This window comes from Enterococcus caccae ATCC BAA-1240 (assembly GCF_000407145.1).
GTDB lineage: Bacteria > Bacillota > Bacilli > Lactobacillales > Enterococcaceae > Enterococcus_L > Enterococcus_L caccae.
The window spans coordinates 130,831-152,313 of the sequence record NZ_KE136474.1; the positions used below are offsets into that span (position 1 = coordinate 130,831).

Sequence of the window (21,483 nt, forward strand, 5' to 3'; positions counted from 1 at the left end):
ATAAATTCATGATTTCCCCTCCCTTTTAAATGTATTTACTTATATATATCAGTATAGTAAGATGTAAAGAAATAAGGTTTCTATGTCGGGTTTTTCGTCCTATAAGGAGATGATGCACATGCATTCAATTAACACTACATTTAAAAAATTACGAACTGAACGTACTATCAGTCAAGCTGATTTAGTCAAAAACATTTCTAATAGAAGCACACTTTCTAGCTTTGAGCAAAAAGGAAGCAAAATTTCATTTGACCTACTTAGAAGATACCTTCATAGAATGAACATTACTTTAGAAGAATTCGAGGATTTGATACACGATGAAGTACAATTCGAAAAAAAAGCCCTCTCAAAAAAGATGTTGTCCCTTTACTACAATAATGATTTTGAAAATCTGCAGACTTATTGTGCATTATGTGAAGAAAAGTACAATAAAAACAAAGACTTTTTCTACTACCATCTATATGCACAATACATTTTTATTTTGGATACTAAAGAAGTCATTAGCCTTTCTGACAGTAAAAAAAAAGACATACAAGCTCATATATATGCTTATTTAAACAAGATTGAAAATTGGGGGAAATTTGAGTTTTCATTATTTATAAATCTCATGTATCTTTTTGATGATGACTATATATTGCTAATCCTAAAAAATATAAAAAAATATGCTATAGCTCATCAAACAATAACAATAAATTATCAATTGTATTCAAAATTTATGATCAATACTTTTCATCTATTTGCATATAGAGGCTGTCTCGAAAAAATTATAACCGAGTTAGAATTTTTTTCGAAAGTATTAAACCATGACAATCTTCGAGAAAAAATTCTTTGTAATTATTTTAAAGGAATATATCTAGCATCTACTAGTGACACCACTCTTGGATTACAATTAATAGATTCAACTATAACTGTTTTCGAGCAAATTGGATTCAAAGATTATGCCGATGAATTAAAATATTCAAAATCAATCTATCTAGATAGAAATAAAAAACCTTAATAACATATTTTACAAAAAATATTATAAAAACATCCTACAAAGTAAATACTTTATTCATTAAGAAAATCAACACTATCTAAATATTCATAACTAGATTGCCATAAGTACATTTTTAGATCTCATCTTAGACAATTAGTTAGCTATTCACCCCCATACTAAAGTTGTTTCTTAAACAACCAGAGCAAAACAAGATAAAAAAGGGAGCGCTGGAATTAAAAAATCGTTTTGAGCTTTTCATTAGTAGATGGTGTACTTTCTGCAATTAGTTCTTTTCTATGGATTTGACTTTCGTAAAATTCTTTAGAAAAGTTATAGAAAAAACAACGGAGAAGACCATTGGTTGATTGGTCTTCTCCGTTGTTTTTTCGTATATGTTTTATCACAAATGTTTTATTCTCTTCTCTATCTCATTCCTAGTTTTTCTAAACATATTCATAACCTCTTCTTCTGTTCCTGTCGCTTTAGCTGGGTCTTCTAAGCCCCAATGAATGTGCTGAACAGATTTAGGAATGACAGGGCAATTATCCAAAGCATCTCCACATAAAGTAATCACTACATCTGAAGAATTTAGAAATGCTAGGTCAATGACTTCTGATTTATTTTGGCTAATATCAATGCCAATTTCTGCCATGATTTGAACCGCTCTTGGATTAAGTCCATGTGCTTCAATCCCTGCACTTCTAACTTCCCATTCTTTTGAATCTAAAATTGATTTTGCTAACCCTTCTGCTAGTTGACTGCGACAAGAATTCCCTGTACATAAAAAATAAATTTTTTTCATTATGATCATGTCTCCTCTTGAGTAAAATATTTGTTTTTCCATTTCAATGCTACGTTTACTAAGGCGATTAATACAGGTACTTCAACAAGTGGTCCAATAACCGCAGCAAATGCTTCTCCAGAGTTAATCCCAAATACTCCCACAGCCACAGCGATAGCTAATTCAAAGTTATTACTTGCTGCTGTAAATGAAAGAGAAGTTGCCACTGGATAACTAGTGCCCATTTTTTTGGATAGTAAAAATGATACAAAAAACATTAAAACAAAATATAAAAGCAGTGGTATCGCTATTCTAACAGCATCCATTGGCAATTCAATAATTTTGTCTCCCTTAACAGAAAACATTGTAACGATCGTAAATAATAAAGCAACTAATGTGATTGGACTAATTTTAGGAAGGAAGACTGTTTCGTACCATTCTTCTCCTTTTGCTCTTGTTAAAATAAAATGCGTAAGGAATCCCGCCATAAATGGAATACCCAAATAAAAGAAAACACTTTTAGCAATTTCTCCCATTGTAATACTCAATGTATGTGCTTCTAAACCAATTACCTTTGGTAATACCGTTAAAAAAAGATAGGCAAAAATAGGATAGAAAATAATTTGGAAAATAGAGTTAAACGCAACTAGCCCTGCGGTATATTCGGTATCGCCTTGCGCTAACTCACTCCATACGATGACCATCGCAATACAACGTGCTAAGCCAATCATAATTAGGCCCGCCATATACTCAGGATAATCTTTCAAGAAAATCACGGCTAATAGAAACATTAAGATAGGCCCCACGAACCAATTTTGAACTAAAGACAATACTAGCACTTTCCAATCTTTAAAAACGCGCCCAATTTCATTATACTTAACTTTTGCCAAAGGTGGATACATCATTAATATCAAGCCAATCGCTAACGGAATGGATGTTGTGCCATAAGACATGCTTTCCATTGCTTTAGGTATGCTAGGAAAAACGTAGCCGACACCTACTCCAATTGCCATTGCTAAGAATATCCACACGGTAAGATACTTGTCTAATATCGACATCTTTTTTGTTACACTATTCATTCTTATTCATCCTCCAACTTCTACCAACCGACACATAGATGAATATCTATGTGTTAGGCAAAAAAATATATTTTTCTGCTCTCTATTATTTTATAACGTACTAGCCATTTAATCATTCAGCTATATTATCACTCCATTAGAGCATGTGAAGCCTTAACAGCTAAATGATTTTCTGTTATACATTATTTTTCTGACAAATGCAATTATCTGAGTTAAAAAACAACTGATTGAATTCTGTCATGAATACTTTTAACTCATCTTGATTTAAACTGTAGTGATGCCACTTGCCTTTCTTCATCACCTCTACAAAGCCAGCATTTTCTAATATTTTCATGTGATGAGATAAAGTTGGCTGGGTAAAATCAAAATGGACTAAAATATCACACGCACACATTTCACCGCATGAAAGTAGATCAATAATCTTCATTCTTTTAGGGTCAGTTATTGTTTTCAATTTCACTGCATAACTTTCATAATTCAATTTCTTCACTTCCTTTTTACTTCAATTCTAAATCGTTAGATAAACAGCTACCATTAAAAAATATCAAATAGTCGAGCTATTAGTCGACAAATAGCTACATGATTTAAAAATATTCCCACTTCACATAGATACACACCTATGTATAAAGTTAATATAGAGGAACATCTATGTATTGTCAATAGATATTATCATTTTATACTCATAGCATTATTTAAACTACTAACGACAAAAAAACTACTCAGATTTTATCTTAGTAGCATTTTCTTATTTATATAATTCAAATTTAAAAACTGAATTACTCTATTCATGATTTATAACAGTGTTTGTGTCATTCATTATTAATTCGTCAAAATCAATTATCGTTAATGGTTTTATATTTAATGAGCCATGAGCAGTAATAATAAAGTTTGCCTCATCAGAATTCATTTTTTCTATAATTCTTAAAAGTTGTTCCACTTTTTCAGAATCTAGATTACTAAATGGTTCATCTAAAATATACCATGATCGTTTTAGGCTTAAGATTGACAAAACATACAATAATCTTCTTTCCCCTCCAGAAAGCAGCCCTATTTTTTTATTTTTGATAGCAGATATACTTAGTTCTGAGCGATATCTTTTTAAAAATTCATAAAAGCTTTCAACTGTTGAACCGTTTAATTTTTGAATAAATTTTATATATTCAAAAACCGTAAGGCGATTATAAAAGGTGAAATTTTGACGCATGTAAATCACACTACCGGAAATCTCAACATTGCCATTTTGTTTGGAAGGAATTCGTAACTTTGATATATAATCTAAAAGTAACGTTTTTCCACTTCCATTCTTTCCTTTTAAATAGTTAATACCTTTGTGAAATTCATAGTCGATAACTTCATCTATTTCTTTAATATATAGTTTTTTAATTTGAATCACTAAACTCACCTACTTTCCTTAGATAACGGTCTAAAGTATACAATACTTGGAATACTTATTAGAATTAAAACAAAACTTAGAACGACATATGTACTTGGAATTATTCCTCTTATAACTTCATCCATAATATTTCCCAGAATATTGAGAGGATTGAATTTGTTAAATGGTGTATCAAACCCTAAGAGTATGAAGAATAAAAAAATGCACATATTACATATAGAAGACACCGTGGTCGCATAAGCATTTTTTAAATAAGTGAGATTATAACCTAAAAATGCAATAGGTATAGTTACGATAAGGGAAAGCATAGATAATCCTAGTAATCTAAAATAACTAAATTGGAACAGTAAATAAGGAACAAAATTAAAAATTGCCAAACATACGATAGAATATATTACTTGAGTTAATAGCAATCCGAAAAAGAACTCAAATGGAATCCATTTTATAGAAAATATAATGGATATTACCCCTGAATCTTTTTCATTCAAAGCATGTAAACCAATCCCATAAATAAAAGAATTAAATACAATATATATCCACCAGTACGTCAGAACATATTCAGAATTAATATTTGAACCATTAATTACAAGCATGATACTGGGCAATGCTAAAGACCAAAAAAAAGATAATTTATCTTTAAGAAGTAATATAATATTCAATTTACATATCGTTAAACAGCTTAACATAGGGCCTCCTACTACTTATTATTTTATGGAAACGGAAGATAAGTGATTGATTTATCCAATGGTGTATTTATTACATCCGAAACAAAATCAATACTGCTACTTTTATAATACTCAGGATTTATGTGTGGGAACCAATTTTCATCATGAATCTTCACTACTTTTAAATGTGCAATCTTTTCATTTGGATAAAATACTGCAATTAAAGGCACCATCTTTAATTCAGTATTACAATATGCAATAAATGAATCGAAATCAAAACTACTATCTATATTTTGGTTGCTATCTTTGGCTATCTTTTTTGGAGCAGTTCCATCCAATAAGTAACTATATAGATTAATAAACTCCTTTGTTTGAAGAGAGTCAAATTTTGAGTGATATAAGTCTTTTTTGTTGTCAATACTATCAAATAGGCTACTATTAGAATTGTACTTACTAAAATCAGTCGCAAAATATTGTAATGCCTCAATTTGACTTTTAATTATCGCAGTTTGCATATTATCAGAAGTTCCTAAACCTATACATTTGTTATCACCATATCCGATACACAAAATCACATATATTCTATTGGATAGAGAGATATTAAAATATCTAATCGTATCCACATAATTTTTCAAATATATCTCTGTTTTTTCGAGAGTAATATCTTTCCCAAGTATTATTTCTGGGGATACGTTTTTTGATAAATAGCTAGTAATCAAGCTCTGTCTTTCAAAAAACTCAAAAAACGATGTTTTTATCACATCACTAGAATTGGTATGAGACGCCATACCACATGAGTCTACAAATCGATCTTTGGCAATAAATATTCCAGAAGGAAACTTTTTTGTTGCACGTTTCACTAGTGAACTCGTATAGATATCTAAATTTTTAGAAACATTTGTATTAATAAGTACTTCTCTTTCGAAAAATTCTCCAAAAATTTTCTTTAAGTTGCTGGATCTGTTTTCAAAACCAACCTCATATGCTTCTACTATTCTCTTTTCTTCCCTAACCATATAATTATTAAAATGATGATTTAGAAACATTCCTCTCTGAGAAAAAATTTCTGCAGAATTTTGTAAAAAACCTCGCACTTTTATCAAACCTCCTCAAATCAGCAAACAGTCCATTGGAGCACTATTAAAATCTATTCCCTTTAAAATTAATTGCTTTGTAGATAGTAATAAATATTCTTTCGACGGTATACAATTAAGCAAATACCTTGATACCAGTTTAACTGTTTTTTCATTATCACACTGACTTTTCCCCAAAAGGACAATTTCTGGTCTTTGTATTTTTTCTTCTAGAACTAAGTTTTGTGTGACTGAATCATAATTGTGACATAAATATTGTTGTGTGTGATTACTGAGATAGTTAATATAATCATAGATGGCTTCTATATTTTGACATGTATCAGAATAAAACTTTGAATTAGGATTTTTATAATGCTGCCATTCTGATAACTTGTTTTCTAAAATGGCTTTTTCAACAGCTACTTCTATCGAATTCTCGCATGCAATTCCACAACCAGTAATTTGTTTATTACTAAAGCTGATAACAATTACAGTATAAAAGTTTGATAAATTTCGGATTGCAAATATTTTATGCTCTATTGCTATAAAGTTTAAATCTCTAATTAGTTCTAATTCTTTAGGCGATAATTGGATTTGCAATCGTTCACCATCGCTGGTATACCAAAATAAAAAAAGTTCATTTTTTTCAATCAATTCACTTAAACCTTTATATATTAGTTGGCTTGACATTGTACCTGTTGCCGTTCCTGTTGTGTCAATATATCCATAAACATCGTTTTCACCATAAGTAATGTGTACTCCTGAATCAGTATAACCTCCAATACCTAGCCTGAAACGTTCTAAGTATTCACTATAACTTTTTCTAATGGATAGCTCTTTAGTTCTATTTATTGCTGTACCATCACTCGGAAAGTAGTAATTACCTATTTTTAGTTTCTTCCCATTTAAATAGAATAATTTCCATTTATTAATTTCAAAACTGTTAGAAACACCATATTCCTGATAAATTTTAGAGAATATATTAATCACCCTCCTAACCAATAATAGAATCTGATTCAATTAAATAAGCTAATTTTGGATTTATATTCATATCTTTTAATATTCTTTGATGATTTAAACAAACAGGAAGTAGTTTTTTTTTCACATTTCTGCAAGCAGCTTCCCTTACATTCATAACTTCCTTAATTCCCATAAATAAAGAAGAACGACCATATAGAATGATACTGGAGTCTATATCTAGCAACCAAAATATGCTAAATAAGCCTGCAGTATTTTCCGTTACAATTGGATCTTTTCCTATTTGTACTATTTGATTTTTTTCGAAGTCAAACATGTAAGAACCACGCTCCATATCGGACGATGAATTCCCAGCAAAATACATAACAGGGAAACATAAACTAAATTGATTAACTTCTATATATTTCCTTAAATTATAAAAAATCGATGTCAGCGCCTCATACTGACAGTCTACTACCTCAATCCTATTAAGAACAATATCTGGTGTTCTGATTTTTGAACCCTTTGACATTTCTTTTTTTTCATTGAGATCTATCTTTCTTTTTGGCAGTGAATATTGGTACATTTTCTGGATTTTTTTCTCTATCTCTCTATCTACTAACTGAGAGCCGAGCTCGTTCCAATAATTTTTATTCATAGCAATCACACATTTCCCACAAATAGCAAGTATCATAACTAAGAGTGTTACCAACTAAATCAATTTTTAATACATCATCAACTTCACTTATAACATCCTCTTCTAAATTAAAATCTTTGTTTAATTGGCTAAATACAGGCAACCAATCTTCAAGTTTTAGTAAGCCATTGTATTCATATGTTCCTTTTTCTTTGTAAAAAAGATCTACCATAACCTGAAAGTTCAAATTATCTTTTCCTGTCTGACTTCCTCTTAAGTAAGACTCAATACTATAGAAAAAACAGAGTGGACAGGGATTCCCCCATAATGGAGAATAATAATTACTAAGATACACTCCGTGACCATACGGAAAGATAAACTTATATATATTCGAACTATCTTTTTTTATCAGTGACACAATTTCTTTTAATTGTTTTAAACTAAACGGGTTTAAACTTACTATTACTAAATTATTTTCTTTATCAAATAGTTCAAATTCTTTTAATTCTTGTGAATCAACATTTCTATCTTTCCAAAATATATTTACTAGATCATTAAAAGAATCATCATTTGAAAAGAAAGTGATTTCTTCTTTTTTTGTTAGATACTTAGTCTGAAATGGTTTCAGAATACTATATGATAATAAAAATTCAATCGAACTTTGCGCTAAATCATGACTACCAAACATAGTTATCATGTCCTCAAAACTAATTTTTTCTATTTTATTAATTTCCAAATAGCTAAGAAATTCAATTAATTCGGCACTTTTAGTTGCAAAAGAACTTTCTCTAGTTTGTACAATTGTTGTTTCTTCTTCATTTAAGGAATAAATCAAGTATGGCTTAACTTCAAATTCCAATGATATCACTCACCTTTTAGACATAATGAACTATCTTAGTACAGATGTCAGCTAATTTTCATATATATAATTAAAACCAGAGAGAAGTAAAAAAACTTCTCTCTGATAATTAAATATCTTACTACTTACCAATTTCCTCAAGTGTAGCTGATCCTGACCCACAACAACAACAACAGCAACAGCAACATCCGCCGCCACCGCCACCTCCTCCGCCGCCTCCATTGCTATTACCTTTACTCAAACTAATAGATGTGGCAGAAAAGGATACGGAGTCAAAACCATGCTTTCTGAAACTTGAAAAATTATTTGTAGAAAAAAGTGTTTCTTGAATCTTTGATTTATTTTTGCTTGAACTTACCATATTAACTCTCCTTTTTAATCTCATTTTAACTAAAGCGCTTTCGTTGAAAGTAATATACCATAGAAAAAACAAAAAAAGTGATTTCTTACAAAAATGTAAGTTTTTCACTTCATTTGATTTGAATTATATTCATAAAGAGTTGTTATAAGTTATTTTTATTTGATTGAGGAAAAATATATAATTGAACAATTTTATCTAATGTATTACGCTAAAAAAACTAACCAAAAATGACCTATAAAATTCTTATTTTCACGGTAAACTATTAAATAGCATTTTAAAGTTAATCAATATTAACCCAATGAATACTGATTATCAATAAATAAAGACAAGTAGTTAGATATCTAACTACTTGTCTTTTCGATTAAATGTTAATATCTAGATTTCACCTTTAAATGCCTCCCTAGATATAATACAAATTCTCAGACGGATAAACCGCATCACTCGTAACATCCAAGCCTAACTCTCTTAACGTTTGCTCGTCATTCTTGCTCAACATCACGGTAGAATGTGCTTGGACACCATTCAATTCAGATAATTTGTCATAGGCTAATTGTGCTGTCGGGTTTGTCACAGCGCTGATTGCTAAGGCAATCAAAATTTCATTGGCTTTTAAAGCCGTTATTTTACTGTGAAGATCTTTTCGTTTCATCGTTTGAATGGTTTCAAGAATCACTGGGGATAGCAATAAAATTTCATCCGATATATTGGCTAATGTCTTAATAGAATTTAAAATAGCAGATGAACAAGAATCCATTAAACTGCTGGTTCTCCCTGTTACAATGCGACCATCTTGTAACTCAAACGCAATAACCGCAGGTGTATCATTGCTTTGGTTTTGTTCTCTTAATTGCTCTGAATACTCTCTAGCAGGAAGCACCGCTTTGCGGTCTTCTTTTTTAAGTTCGACTTCTTCCATGATCAATTTAATCCGATTGACTGTTTCTTCATCGATCAAGCCTTTTTTAAAGTCACATTCTGTGGCAAAACAGCGACGAATAATTTCTTGCTTAGAGGCTTCTTTTACAACATCATCGTCAATGATCCCAAAACCAACACGATTCACACCCATATCCGTTGGTGATTGATAGACAGATTCCTCACCTGTGATTTTTTCAATGATTCGTTTGATTACAGGGAATGTCTCCACATCGCGATTATAGTTAACTGCTACTTTTTGGTATTTATCAAAGTGGAATGAATCGATCATATTGACATCTTTTAAATCCACTGTTGCTGCTTCATACGCAATATTTAAAGGATGTTTCAACGGAACATTCCAAACTGGGAAGGTTTCAAATTTTGAATAACCAGCAGTCTTACCGTTACGGCTCTCATGATAAAGTTGATTCAAACAAGTGGCTAATTTCCCACTACCAGGACCAGGTGCTGTAACGACTACGATTGGTTTTGTTGTTGGAATATAATCATTTTTACCAAAGCCTTCTTCGCTGACGATTTTTTCAAGATTTGATGGATAATCTTCAATCGCCCCATGTTTATAGACTTTGATATCTCTTCTTTCTAACTTGTTGATAAACATTTTTGTAGATGGTTGTCCATTATAGCGTGTAATAACCACACTATTAACTGCTAAGCCGTATTCTCTCAACTCATCGATTTGACGTAAAATATCCATATCATAGGTAATGCCATAATCGCCACGAATTTTGTTTCGCTCGATATCGCCTGCGTAAACGCAAATTAAAATCTCAGCTTGATCTTTTAATTTCTGTAATAGTTTAATTTTTGCGTCTGCATCAAAGCCTGGCAAAACGCGTTTGGCATGCATATCCCCGATCAATTTACCACCAAATTCTAAATATAATTTATCATAGTGATCAACTCTTTCAAGGATATATTTTGATTGTTCTTCGATGTACTTTTGTGGATCAAAACCCATTTTTTTCACGTGAGAACCCTCCGATATTTGTATACTGCCATCTATTATAAACTTATTTACGGCTGATTACGATAAAGAATTTCATTTTAATTTTGAAAAAAGCCCACTATCTTGTCAGATATTTTCGATATATAAAACTTCCCACTAGAAACAAGATGGCCAACAGCTTAGATACAACACCACTATACAAAAACAAACAAACTGGAATCACAACACTGACTCCATAATAAACCCATTTAACAAATAACTTACCTGCAAGTCTTTCTGCCTTATTTTCTGGAGAACTTTCATAGCTTTTAGTATCTAGTGGATTTCTTGCTAAAAATAAGCCGTTTGACTTCTCAATAAGTATTGCAAATAACAAAACTACCAAACTAAATACAATTAAAAATAACAAGACTTGGTCCTTTGAAGAAAATAGTCTGTCCATCTTGAACCTCCTTTAACCTACATCTATTTTTACATTATTATACAGCAAAATAAACCTATGTACCTTTACTAGCAAAGGTGGCACAGGTTTATTTTATGATCGAACTTTTTATACTTTATTCCCTACTATATAATAGGAGGTGTTCCTTCCGCATTCCCAACAATGGCATCAATTTGAATCAACGCATCCTTCGGTAACTCAGATACGCCAACCACTCTTCGTGCAGGAACTCCATCTGAGAAAAATTTTGCATACACTTCATCTACAGCGTCCATATCCTCAATATTTTTCACAAAAATATTGACTTTCACTACATCAGCCAGTACATGATCTACACTTTCGATGATCGCTTTGATATTTTCCAAACATTGTCCTGTTTGTTCTTTGATACCACCTGAAACAACTGCATTTGTCTTAGGATCGATCGGCAATTGAGCTGATAGATTATTGTAATGAGAAAAAGCAACAGTCTGGGTTGAAAATGGACATTTTGGTGCCTTTTCAGTATTATTCGCCTCGATAATCAACCCATGTCGATCTTCGATTGCTTGGGGCGGCGTACCATCTCCGTGTGAAACGACTGCTTCAATTTGTACATCAGCGCCCATTGGTAAATCTTTTACCGACACAACTGTCCTGGCTGGAACATATCCTACTGTTCGAGCAATCGCTGAATCTGGGAAAAAGGTTGTATAAACCTTATTCACAGCATCCATTTTAGACAAATCTTTAAGGAAGATATTGATTTTCACAATGTCATCCAGAGGAACATCAATACTTTCTAAAATTGCTTTGATATTTTTTAAACATTGTCCTGTTTGCTTTTTCACACACCCAGCTACCACTCTACCTGTTTTTGGGTCGATCGGTAATTGAGCTGAAAGATTGTTATAGTGAGAAAATGAAACGGTCTGTGTTGATAATGAACTACTCGGTGCATTGGATGTATGGTTCGTCAGTTTGATCAAATCACCTGCTTGTGGTGCATTTGGAATCGTTCCTTCACCATTTGAAACAAGTGCTTCAATTTGAACTAAAGCGCCCGTTGGTAAAGCATCTACCGCCACAACAGTTCTTGAAGGTTGATAGTGTGTGAAAAATGATGCGTACACCTCATCTACCGCATCAACGTCTGTAATATGTTTAACAAATACGGTGATCCGAACAATATCACTCATTACATGATCGATGCTGTCTACAATAGCTTTGATATTTTTAAAACACTGATTGGCCTGTTCCTTGATACCACCTGCAACCAATTGACCAGATGCTGGCTCGATCGGTAATTGGGCAGACAAGTTATTATAGTGAGAAAAAGCGACGGTTTGTGAAGCTAGTGGATGTTGCGGTGCCTTTTTTGTATTTCTTGCTAGTACTGCGTTGTCATTACTCATATTCTTATGCCTCTTTTCTTTTCATTACATTCAAATAAAAACGATCCTACTTACAAGGGATTGTTTGCGCTTTCAATTCTAAAAGGCATCAATCGCTACTTTTTATAAGTGTACTATTTTTACTATCCTGCTTGCATTATAAAAATCATGACAAATTGACAAAAATGATATCACTTATTTCAGTCTACAATAATAGCGCTAACATTTCAATAACGTATTTTGAACTTTAGAGCGTCATAACTCTTACTTTTTTTAATGAAGGTTGATTTTCAGCCTTAAAAATGCAACAATTCTTCTATAATCAGAGTCACAGCTAAAAACTGACTCATTTTAAAAATGTTAGGAGCAACTTCTGAATGATAAAAAAAGAAGACATGCCGCTTTGCGATGTAGCAACGACGGTTCAATTAATAGGCAGCAAGTGGAAAACATTGATTATCCGAGATCTAATAACAGGTCCGAAAAGAAATTCTGAATTAAAGCGATCTTTAACAGGAGTCTCTCAAAAAGTGTTGACTGAAAGTCTAAATTCAATGATGCTAGATGGAATTGTGGAACGAATAGATTTTCAAAAAGTGCCTCCTCACGTTGAGTACCAATTAACACCATTAGGCGAAAGCTTACTACCTGTCATTGAATCAATGAGACAGTGGGGACAATTTTATAAACAACAGCTTAGCTAGATAGTTACAAATTAGTGCCTACTTAACATTTTTTCAAAAGTTGTCTATACTTTTATGAAAGAGAAAAACGATTAAGGAGGACTTTTGAATGAATAATGAAACAACAACTATCGAAGCAGTTCATACTACTGTTGAGCAAACTACACTGAACGGTGAATCGGTTTTAAGAGTCGTAAAAAAAGACAAACTGATGGAATTTGATGAAAACACTTATGCAAAATTAAATGATTCAACTTTTCATAACGGAATAATCGAAGTTAAAATGTTGAGCCGATTATTACCCGATGCACCAGATTTTGCACGAGGATTTATTGGCATTGCCTTTCGAATCAATGAGGATGATACAAAATTTGAATCTTTCTATGTAAGACCTACCAATGGTCGGATTGACGATCCTGTCAGAAAAAATCGTGGCGTTCAATATTTTTCCTATCCTAAATACACGTTTGATTATTTCCGAAATCTTGGTATTACTGATTTTGAGGGTCCAGCTGATATTGGTCTTGATGAATGGATCAGCTTAAAAGCTGTGATCAACGGGGCTAAAGGAGAATTTTATCTAAACAATAATGAAGAACCTGTTTTAGTCGTGGAAAATATGAAACACGGGGCTGATATTAGAGGTAAGATCGGCTTCTTTGTTGATATTGGTACAGAAGCCTTTTTCAAGGATTTAAAGATTACAGCACTTGATTAAACCAAATCGGTTTAAACACACATAAACCCCTTCTTTATTTTCGAATAAACAAACATAAAAACCGTGAATCCTTCGATACAACCAAAGGACTCACGGTTTTTTTTCATCATTACAAACTCATGCACAAAGCGAATTATTTCATTCCTATCTGTCCATTAGTTCGATATCATAGTGATACGTTGAGTATGGCTAAGACTCTGAATAAGGAGTTGATGCGATAAAGATATATCTGCATCGCTTTTGTCCTGCTTTGTTTTACAGAAAAGGCTCTCCTTGAAGGATTGGTTAAAATATATCGTTTCTAATATAGTAAAAAGACCGCTATCTTCTCGGCTAAAGTAAGATAGCGGCAATATCATAAACATTATTCGAGCTTTAATCAAAACTCAACTAAGAATCAGTGTTATCAGCACTGGCTTTTTCCATATAAAAATACGTACTTTACAAGATTTATTATAGCCAGCCACCAATACTATGTCCAGTCTGTTCATTACAGCCGCTACTATTATAACTTTCTAGAATGTGGGCAATCTCTTCAAAATCACTTTGACAACGCTTTCTTTTTAGTGTATATTTGCTTTGTAATGGATAGTGATTATTAAGTTAAGCTAAACCTAAACAACGCCTTTTTGGCTTTTGTTTGGGCTTTTTCTATTTTCAGTCCCTTTATTCAGGAAAACGGAGGTCGGCTATTTTGGAAATTCTAAAAATTTTAAATAATAATGTGGTCATCGTTCGAAATGAGGAAAGTGAAGAAGTGATTCTTATGGGTAATGGGTTAGGTTTTCAGATGAAAGCTGGTGCAGAAGTTGATGAAGCTAAAATCGAGAAGGTTTTTAAGCTTGAAAATCAGGTTGAATCAGAACAGATCGAACAATTATTTTCAGAAATTCCCGAAGAAATCATTGAAATCTCCTATAAAATTTTATCTCAAGCAAAAAAAACGTTGGATAAAGAACTGAATGAATCCTCTTTTATCGCAATTGCCGATCACTTACACTCCTCTATCCAACGGACGAAGAAGAATATTCAGGTCAAAAATTTTTTATTATGGGATATCAAACGTTTTTTCCCAGTTGAATTAGAAATAGCACGCTCGGCTATTCAAATGGTCAATCAGCAATTAGATGTAGCGTTGACCGATGACGAAGCGGGTTTTCTAGCTTTGCATATCACCAATGCTCAACTCGACAGTAATCATGAGGATGCAATCAGTCTGACGCAATTGATCGAAGAAATACTAACGGTCATTAAATATACACTTAGAATTAATTTCGCCGAAAATGATATTTACTTTCAACGATTTATCACACATTTAAAATTTTTCACTGAACGGGTGTTAAAAGATAACGCGGTTAAAACATCTGAAGATAAAGTTGAAAATGAATTATTCATACTTGTTACCAAACAGTATCCAGAAGCGTTTGAAGCTACAAAAAAAGTCGCTGAACTGTTAAAAAATCGACGCAATTATACAATATCAAAGGATGAACAGGTGTATATCACCATCCACTTAGCTCGAATCATCGATAAAACAAGTTAATTAGAGAGCTTCTCTCTTAATCTAAATTATATACCGAAAAGGAGCGTAGGAAATCAATCGCCTGTGGAAAGGTCCTGGATCGTGACATTAAGTTGGCGAGACCTCTGAATAAAAATAACTAAACATTTGGAGGAACGAAAATGGGTAAATATGAAGAACTTGCAAAAAAAATTGTCAAAGAAGTTGGAGGCAAAGAAAATGTCAATTCTTTAACCAACTGTATCACACGCCTTCGCTTTAAATTGAAAGATGAAAGTAAAGCAAATACCGAAGTCTTAAAAAATATGGACGGTGTTGTGACAGTCATGCAAGCTGGTGGACAATATCAAGTCGTGATCGGAAATCATGTGCCTGATGTTCGCAAAGATGTGGATGCTGTATTAGGTGTGCTAGAAGCTCCGACTGAGTCTGGGCCAAAAGGAAATTTATTTGATCAATTTGTTGATATGATTTCCTCTATTTTCCAACCGATTTTAGCACCACTGTCTGCAGCTGGTATGTTAAAAGGGGTTAATGCCATTTTAATTTTCGCTTTAGGGGCTGGCTTTGCGGAGTCGTCAACATCGGCTATTTTTAATGCGATGGGTGACGGATTATTCAAATTCTTGCCAATCTTTATTGGTTACACAGCAATGAAAAAATTTGGCGGATCACCCTTCCTTGGAATGTTGATCGCATCAAGTTTAGTCTATCCTGGATTTTTAGAAGGTGCAGCTACTGCTCAGTTTGCTGAAACAGGAGGGCTTAATTTCTTTGGTATTCCATTCTCTATTCCGCCTGCTGGTTATGGTTCTACGGTTATGCCGATTATTGCAGCGGTGGCTTTTGCTGCCTTTTTAGAAAAGCAATTAAGAAAAGTTATTCCTGACGTTATTAAGTTATTTATTGTGCCATTTTTAACAGCGCTTATAACGATTCCTTTAACATTCTTAGTGATCGGACCAGTCATGAATACTGTTTCTGACGCTTTAGGAAATGGCTTACTTTCTATTCAAAGTTTCAGTCCAATTTTATTCGGTGCTATTCTTGGTTTCTCTTGGCAAATTCTTGTTATGTTCGGTCTACATTGGGCACTTATTCCATTTGCCATTATCGCGTTATCTCAAGGTGACCCAACATCCTTATTAACACCATCAGGTAGTGTGAGTTTTGCTCAAACCGGTGCGGTATTAGCGGTTATGTTGAAAACTAAAAATGCGAAATTAAAAGAACTATCGATCCCCGCTTTTATTTCAGGTATCTTCGGTGTAACTGAACCGGCTATTTATGGTATCACTTTACCTAGAAAAAAACCTTTCTGGGCATCTTGTATTGTTGGGGGTGTTACTGGTGCCATCGCTATGGGATTAGGGATGCAAGGCTATCAAATGGGTGGCTTAGGAATATTCCGCTATCCAAGTTCTATCTCACCAGATGGCGATGTTAAGTTTGCGATTTACGCAATGATTTTGGATGCGTGTGCTCTAGCAGCTGGTTTTGCAATAGCTTGGGCTTTAGGTTTTAAAGATGATGAACCAACAATTCAATTATCAAAAGAAGAAGCAAAACTTGCCGCAACAGGACACAAAAAGAAATTAGCAAAAGATGATGTTTTTTCTCCTGCCAAAGGAAAAGTCCTTCCTTTAAGTCAAGCAAGAGACGCTGCATTTTCAGAAGGAATCATGGGTAAAGGTGTCGTGATCGAACCGACAAACGGCGAAATTGTAGCACCCTTTGACGGAACTGTGATGACGCTGTTTCCGACAAAACACGCGATTGGTTTAATTTCAGATGACGGAACCGAATTATTGATCCATATTGGAATTGACACTGTGCAATTAGAAGGTGAAGGATTTGAATCATTTGTTGAACAAAATGCACGAGTTAAAAAAGGCGACAAATTAGTAACCTTTGATATTACAGCGATCGAAGAAGCAGGTTACAGTACACAAGTACCGATTATTATTACAAATACACCAGATTATACAGATGTGATTGCAACTTCTGAGACATCGATCACGCAAGGGGACCTCTTAATCACTGCAATCATTTCAAATTGATTGTTTTGAATCAAGACCAATTTTATTTATAAAGGAGTAGAAATACATGAGTTTTCCAAAGAATTTTTTATGGGGCGGCGCAACAGCTGCCAACCAATGCGAAGGAGCATGGAATGAAGACGGTAAGGGGGACTCGATTTGCGATCATAATCGCGCTGGAAGTCGAACAGCAAATACACATCGGACATTCGATTTAGAGATCGATACAGATCAATATTATTATCCTAGCCATACAGGGATCGATTCTTACCATCGCTATAAAGAAGATATCGCTTTATTTGCAGAAATGGGCTTTAAAGTGTACCGAATGTCGATTGCTTGGTCACGAATTTTTCCTAATGGAGATGAAGAGACACCAAATGAAGCAGGGTTACAATTTTATGATGAGGTCTTCGATGAATTAGCGAAATACGGTATTGAACCGCTTGTAACGATTTCTCACTTTGAATTGCCTTTTCATTTAGGGAAAACTTATGATGGCTTTTTAGATAAACGGACGATTAGTTTTTACGAAAACTATGCAACGACTCTATTTGAGCGTTATAAAGATAAAGTAAAATACTGGCTAACATTCAATGAAATCAATTTTGGGACAATGGATCATGGCAAACGAATCAATGGTTTATTTAATCGTGAGTATACTGAAACTGAACAGTATCAAGCCTTACACAATGTCTTTTTAGCTTCTGCTAAAGCTGTTGTTGCAGGACACAAAATCAATCCAGACTTTAAAATCGGCTGTATGTTAGCCTATATCACCATGTATCCGAAAACTTGTCGACCAGAAGATGTGTTAAAAACGCAGCAAATCAATGAAAAGTTCAACTTTTTCTGTGGGGATGTACAAGTCAAAGGACAGTATCCTTATTTCATGAAACGTTATTTTGAAAAGAACAATATTCAGGTAGAAATAACAGAAGAAGATAAAGCCTTGTTGAAAGCTGGAACTGTTGATTATTATACGTTTAGTTATTACATGACCACTTGTATTACAGATGATTTAGAAAAAAGGAATGATAAAACAGGTGGCAATCTGTTTGGCGGCGTCTCAAATGAATACCTTGAAACCAGTGACTGGGGTTGGCAAATCGATCCCATCGGACTGCGTTATACCTTAAACCAAATCTATTCTCGCTATGAAGTACCGTTAATGGTCGTAGAAAATGGTCTTGGAGCTTTTGATGAAGTAGAAGCGAATGGTTCGATCAATGATGATTATCGGATCGATTACTTCAAACAACATATTATTGAAATGGAGAAAGCGATTGATGATGGTGTTGACTTAATTGGGTATACACCTTGGGGTTGTATCGATTTAATCAGCGCTGGAACTGGTGAAATGAGTAAGCGTTATGGGTTTATCTATGTTGATCGTGACGACGAAGGGAATGGTACACTAGATAGAAGCCGGAAAAAATCATTTTATTGGTACAAACAAGTGATTGAATCAAATGGTGAAAATCTCGCCTAGTGAACATTTTCTCTCTCTGATTTTCTAGAAAAATAAAAACTGTGTGAGTAGTTTTCCAAGCGAGACTACTTACACAGTTTTTTTAAGCACATCAATTGTAATTATACTAAAATCTGCTATCTTACACTTAAGGAGAGTGAAGGAAATGAAACAACCAGTAACGTTTATTTCAGTAACAGAACATGCTAAAAAGCAAATGGATTTTTATGTTGACGTTTTTCCAAACACTACGATTCAATCCACAACTTATTATGATGAGTATCCTGAACGTGTCTTGAATGGACAACTAGATTTAAATGGGACATTACTCTATTTTTTAGAAATGGGACCTGAAAATCCCGTTACGCTTGGTTGGAACCTCTCATTATTTGTAGAAATGGATACTGAAGAAGAATTTGACCGAATCTTTTCAGCACTTTCTGCTGAAGGTGTTGTGATTATGGGACCTGAAGCAGCTGGCAGTTTCAAAAAAGTGACGTGGCTGACAGATAAATTCGGTGTCACTTGGCAGTTCGTATTTGCTGATAAATAAAAAAGCCGTGGCTAGAACATAACTTTACAAGTCACATCCCAGCCACAAGAAATCCGAATAAACGGTGGGGCAAAAGCGTTCAGCCCCTCTACCTTATTTTTCTAATTCAACTATTTTTTTGTTTTAGTACATACGCGCCTATTAAAACTAAGGCAATTACTGCCAAACCAGCAATTATAGCCACATAACTATCTTTACTTCCGGTCTCAGGCAACTGCCCTTTTGAAGCGGCAGAATTATATTTTGAAGCAGTTAAAAGAATCTTTTTAGCTTGGGGTTGTTCCTTTGCTTCTTTTACTGGTATTTGTTCACCTTCTGCATACCCGTTTGGTTTAATATCCTCTTTTACAGGTTTGTTTTGACGTACATCTACCTCTTTACCAGAAATTGATGGTTCTAGTGATGGAACTTCTGTTACTTCAACAATTTCTGGTTCAATTGGTTGGATTTCTTCTAATTCAGTAGATTCATCGTCGATTGTTTCAACTTGTTCATCAACGTAGATTTCAGGATATTCTTCTTTCGCTTTGTTCCACTCTTCTTCTTGGCTCTCTTTCGCCTGTTCTTCCTCAATTGGTTGGATTTCGCCTAATTCTCCAGATTCATCTTCAATAATTTCAATTTGTTCACCAACATGGATTTCAGGACGTTCTTCTTCTGGTTTATTTAACTCTTCTTCTTGGCTCTCTTTCGCCTGTTCTTCCTCGATTGGGTGGATTTCACCTAATTCTCCAGATTCATCTTCAATAATTTCAGTTTGTTCACCAACATGGATTTCAGGACGTTCTTCTTCTGGTTTATTTAACTCTTCTTCGATAGTTTCGTTCGGTTGTTCAGGATCAAGAGGTGTGATTTCCTCTAACTGTCCTGATTCATCTTCTATAATCTCTTCTTGTTCCACCGGTTCTTTTATTTGCTGGTTTTCATCTCCTGTAGCATTACCATCTAAAAAGACATTCTTGACTTGATGCGTTGCCGTTTCATTTGACGCTTTTTCATGCAAAATTTGGTAATCGATTTGACAATCGTTCGTGAAGTTTTCTTGCTTTTTCCCTATTTCTGTTATTGTTGCCGTGTACATGATCGTAAATGAAGTTAAACGCGCTTTTTCGCGATAAAGACGGATAACAAAAGTATTATCTGCTCCAAATGCTACTGTGCCATATTGTTGATTTTCAAATTCTGTCAAACTTAGTGTCGTCTGGCCTAAATAATTATCAATAGTAAACATAAAACTATCTTTATTCAGTACCTGTCCGCCACCAGATTGATCTGTCAAAACAATATCATCAGCTAAATCACTTTTATTTAAATTTGCATTTAAAAACCAACGGATTTGACCTGATTTCCCTAAAAGGTCTCCTGTTTTATAAAAGAAAGGTTTCTCCCCTTCCACACCACCGTCTGTATGTCCTTTGACGACAATATTTGGTACAGTGATTGACGTACCAAGGTTTGCTGGAATCTCTTTCACCGTATTTTCTTCAACATTATTTACACGTACGCCAAAAGTAAACTCACCACGTACACGATCTAGCTGACTCACTTTCTCGTTAAATATGCAAATTACTTTATCTTTATAAACACGAGTTACACCTAACCCATTCAAATCAATTTCACGTGGTGTGTCATCAGATTCTACAAGTCCTTCAAGCTCTTTTGGCAACGCTAGAGTCAATGTGTCTCCAGCCTTTAGCTTTAAATCAGATTTTTCACTAAAAGACACACGAATAGAGGTCAATTCTCCATCCAATAACTCTGTTTTATCAAAATGGATCGAATCAACAAATCCGCTATTCCTTAATTCCGCTGCCGATGACTGTTGGCTAAATCCAACTAATCCTAAGAAACCTACAAATAGTACAACACACCATAACAATTTTTTTAACATCTTTTATACATCGTTCCTTTCTCGTGATTGATATAGACCAATATGTATTCTCTATTGCATTAAAAAGCAACTTTTCTGATGTTAAACAATAAATGACTTCATGTCAAAACATATCCATTTTA

General features: G+C 33.7%; 20 protein-coding genes. 7 read left to right on the forward strand and 13 right to left on the reverse strand.

Translation table 11 applies throughout. The features are described 5' to 3' along the window. Positions 1 to 118: 118 nt before the first annotated feature. Positions 119 to 997: an Rgg/GadR/MutR family transcriptional regulator gene (locus tag I580_RS11080; RefSeq protein ID WP_010770545.1), complete on the forward strand. Its 879-nt coding sequence runs from the start codon at positions 119 to 121 to the stop codon at positions 995 to 997. 379 nt (positions 998 to 1,376) lie between these two features. Here the strand turns inward: I580_RS11080 and arsC are convergent, their stop codons facing one another. The 12 genes from arsC to I580_RS11140 form a co-directional block, all read right to left on the reverse strand. Then, on the reverse strand, positions 1,377 to 1,778 hold the full coding sequence (gene arsC, locus I580_RS11085) for an arsenate reductase (thioredoxin) (protein WP_010770544.1): 402 nt from the start codon (positions 1,776 to 1,778) through the stop codon (positions 1,377 to 1,379). Between the two features lie 5 nt (positions 1,779 to 1,783). Further along, a complete protein-coding gene (gene arsB / locus I580_RS11090; protein ID WP_010770543.1) occupies positions 1,784 to 2,836 on the reverse strand; it encodes an ACR3 family arsenite efflux transporter in 1,053 nt (350 codons plus the stop codon). A 175-nt stretch (positions 2,837 to 3,011) separates the two neighbouring features. Then, positions 3,012 to 3,317, reverse strand: coding sequence for an ArsR/SmtB family transcription factor (locus tag I580_RS11095; RefSeq protein WP_010770542.1), 306 nt, complete (start codon positions 3,315 to 3,317; stop codon positions 3,012 to 3,014). Between the two features lie 300 nt (positions 3,318 to 3,617). Next, on the reverse strand, positions 3,618 to 4,229 hold the full coding sequence (locus I580_RS11100) for an ATP-binding cassette domain-containing protein (RefSeq protein ID WP_010770541.1): 612 nt from the start codon (positions 4,227 to 4,229) through the stop codon (positions 3,618 to 3,620). Between the two features lie 709 nt (positions 4,230 to 4,938). After that, complete coding sequence (locus tag I580_RS11110; RefSeq protein WP_010770539.1) at positions 4,939 to 5,988, reverse strand: YcaO-like family protein; 1,050 nt, start codon at positions 5,986 to 5,988, stop codon at positions 4,939 to 4,941. Positions 5,989 to 6,003: 15 nt separating this feature from the next. Beyond that, complete coding sequence (locus tag I580_RS11115) at positions 6,004 to 6,957, reverse strand: YcaO-like family protein (RefSeq protein ID WP_245558628.1); 954 nt, start codon at positions 6,955 to 6,957, stop codon at positions 6,004 to 6,006. 4 nt (positions 6,958 to 6,961) lie between these two features. Continuing rightward, positions 6,962 to 7,582 carry a hypothetical protein gene (locus tag I580_RS11120; protein WP_034859983.1) on the reverse strand — a complete coding sequence of 207 codons (621 nt, stop codon included), beginning with the start codon at positions 7,580 to 7,582 and terminating at the stop codon, positions 6,962 to 6,964. Next, positions 7,575 to 8,420, reverse strand: coding sequence for an McbB family protein (locus I580_RS11125; protein WP_010770536.1), 846 nt, complete (start codon positions 8,418 to 8,420; stop codon positions 7,575 to 7,577). The genes I580_RS11120 and I580_RS11125 overlap by 8 nt, the downstream gene beginning before the upstream one ends. A gap of 121 nt (positions 8,421 to 8,541) precedes the next feature. Continuing rightward, positions 8,542 to 8,781: a hypothetical protein gene (locus tag I580_RS16775; RefSeq protein ID WP_010770535.1), complete on the reverse strand. Its 240-nt coding sequence runs from the start codon at positions 8,779 to 8,781 to the stop codon at positions 8,542 to 8,544. 400 nt (positions 8,782 to 9,181) lie between these two features. Next, positions 9,182 to 10,690, reverse strand: a complete 1,509-nt coding sequence (locus tag I580_RS11130) for a DUF1846 domain-containing protein (RefSeq protein ID WP_010770534.1) — start codon at positions 10,688 to 10,690, stop codon at positions 9,182 to 9,184. A gap of 97 nt (positions 10,691 to 10,787) precedes the next feature. After that, positions 10,788 to 11,111 carry a hypothetical protein gene (locus I580_RS11135; RefSeq protein ID WP_010770533.1) on the reverse strand — a complete coding sequence of 108 codons (324 nt, stop codon included), beginning with the start codon at positions 11,109 to 11,111 and terminating at the stop codon, positions 10,788 to 10,790. A gap of 125 nt (positions 11,112 to 11,236) precedes the next feature. Beyond that, on the reverse strand, positions 11,237 to 12,505 hold the full coding sequence (locus I580_RS11140; RefSeq protein ID WP_010770532.1) for a RidA family protein: 1,269 nt from the start codon (positions 12,503 to 12,505) through the stop codon (positions 11,237 to 11,239). 356 nt (positions 12,506 to 12,861) lie between these two features. Between I580_RS11140 and I580_RS11145 the strand changes: the two genes are divergently transcribed. From I580_RS11145 to I580_RS11170, 6 genes are all read left to right on the forward strand, one after another. Further along, a complete protein-coding gene (locus I580_RS11145) occupies positions 12,862 to 13,188 on the forward strand; it encodes a winged helix-turn-helix transcriptional regulator (RefSeq protein ID WP_010770531.1) in 327 nt (108 codons plus the stop codon). Positions 13,189 to 13,276: 88 nt separating this feature from the next. Beyond that, positions 13,277 to 13,885: a hypothetical protein gene (locus tag I580_RS11150; protein WP_010770530.1), complete on the forward strand. Its 609-nt coding sequence runs from the start codon at positions 13,277 to 13,279 to the stop codon at positions 13,883 to 13,885. Between the two features lie 694 nt (positions 13,886 to 14,579). Next, positions 14,580 to 15,428 (forward strand): BglG family transcription antiterminator LicT, encoded by an 849-nt coding sequence (gene licT / locus I580_RS11155; RefSeq protein ID WP_010770529.1) that lies wholly within the window; start codon positions 14,580 to 14,582, stop codon positions 15,426 to 15,428. A 140-nt stretch (positions 15,429 to 15,568) separates the two neighbouring features. Beyond that, positions 15,569 to 17,467, forward strand: coding sequence for a beta-glucoside-specific PTS transporter subunit IIABC (locus I580_RS11160; protein ID WP_010770528.1), 1,899 nt, complete (start codon positions 15,569 to 15,571; stop codon positions 17,465 to 17,467). Positions 17,468 to 17,513: 46 nt separating this feature from the next. After that, positions 17,514 to 18,938 carry a glycoside hydrolase family 1 protein gene (locus I580_RS11165; protein WP_010770527.1) on the forward strand — a complete coding sequence of 475 codons (1,425 nt, stop codon included), beginning with the start codon at positions 17,514 to 17,516 and terminating at the stop codon, positions 18,936 to 18,938. Positions 18,939 to 19,083: 145 nt separating this feature from the next. Beyond that, on the forward strand, positions 19,084 to 19,470 hold the full coding sequence (locus tag I580_RS11170) for a VOC family protein (protein WP_010770526.1): 387 nt from the start codon (positions 19,084 to 19,086) through the stop codon (positions 19,468 to 19,470). 106 nt (positions 19,471 to 19,576) lie between these two features. Here the strand turns inward: I580_RS11170 and I580_RS11175 are convergent, their stop codons facing one another. Then, positions 19,577 to 21,361 carry a collagen binding domain-containing protein gene (locus I580_RS11175; RefSeq protein ID WP_010770525.1) on the reverse strand — a complete coding sequence of 595 codons (1,785 nt, stop codon included), beginning with the start codon at positions 21,359 to 21,361 and terminating at the stop codon, positions 19,577 to 19,579. Positions 21,362 to 21,483: the final 122 nt, after the last annotated feature.

Bases quoted from the DNA above. Each gene is read 5' to 3' on its own strand.
- I580_RS11080 (WP_010770545.1), top strand. From the start codon at position 119: ATGCATTCAATTAACACTACATTTAAAAAATTACGAACTGAACGTACT.
- arsC (WP_010770544.1), bottom strand. From the start codon at position 1,778: ATGAAAAAAATTTATTTTTTATGTACAGGGAATTCTTGTCGCAGTCAA.
- arsB (WP_010770543.1), bottom strand. From the start codon at position 2,836: ATGAATAGTGTAACAAAAAAGATGTCGATATTAGACAAGTATCTTACC.
- I580_RS11120 (WP_034859983.1), bottom strand. From the start codon at position 7,582: ATGAATAAAAATTATTGGAACGAGCTCGGCTCTCAGTTAGTAGATAGA.
- I580_RS16775 (WP_010770535.1), bottom strand. From the start codon at position 8,781: ATGGTAAGTTCAAGCAAAAATAAATCAAAGATTCAAGAAACACTTTTT.
- I580_RS11135 (WP_010770533.1), bottom strand. From the start codon at position 11,111: ATGGACAGACTATTTTCTTCAAAGGACCAAGTCTTGTTATTTTTAATT.
- I580_RS11140 (WP_010770532.1), bottom strand. From the start codon at position 12,505: ATGAGTAATGACAACGCAGTACTAGCAAGAAATACAAAAAAGGCACCG.
- I580_RS11145 (WP_010770531.1), top strand. From the start codon at position 12,862: ATGATAAAAAAAGAAGACATGCCGCTTTGCGATGTAGCAACGACGGTT.
- I580_RS11150 (WP_010770530.1), top strand. From the start codon at position 13,277: ATGAATAATGAAACAACAACTATCGAAGCAGTTCATACTACTGTTGAG.
- I580_RS11160 (WP_010770528.1), top strand. From the start codon at position 15,569: ATGGGTAAATATGAAGAACTTGCAAAAAAAATTGTCAAAGAAGTTGGA.
- I580_RS11165 (WP_010770527.1), top strand. From the start codon at position 17,514: ATGAGTTTTCCAAAGAATTTTTTATGGGGCGGCGCAACAGCTGCCAAC.
- I580_RS11170 (WP_010770526.1), top strand. From the start codon at position 19,084: ATGAAACAACCAGTAACGTTTATTTCAGTAACAGAACATGCTAAAAAG.
- I580_RS11175 (WP_010770525.1), bottom strand. From the start codon at position 21,361: ATGTTAAAAAAATTGTTATGGTGTGTTGTACTATTTGTAGGTTTCTTA.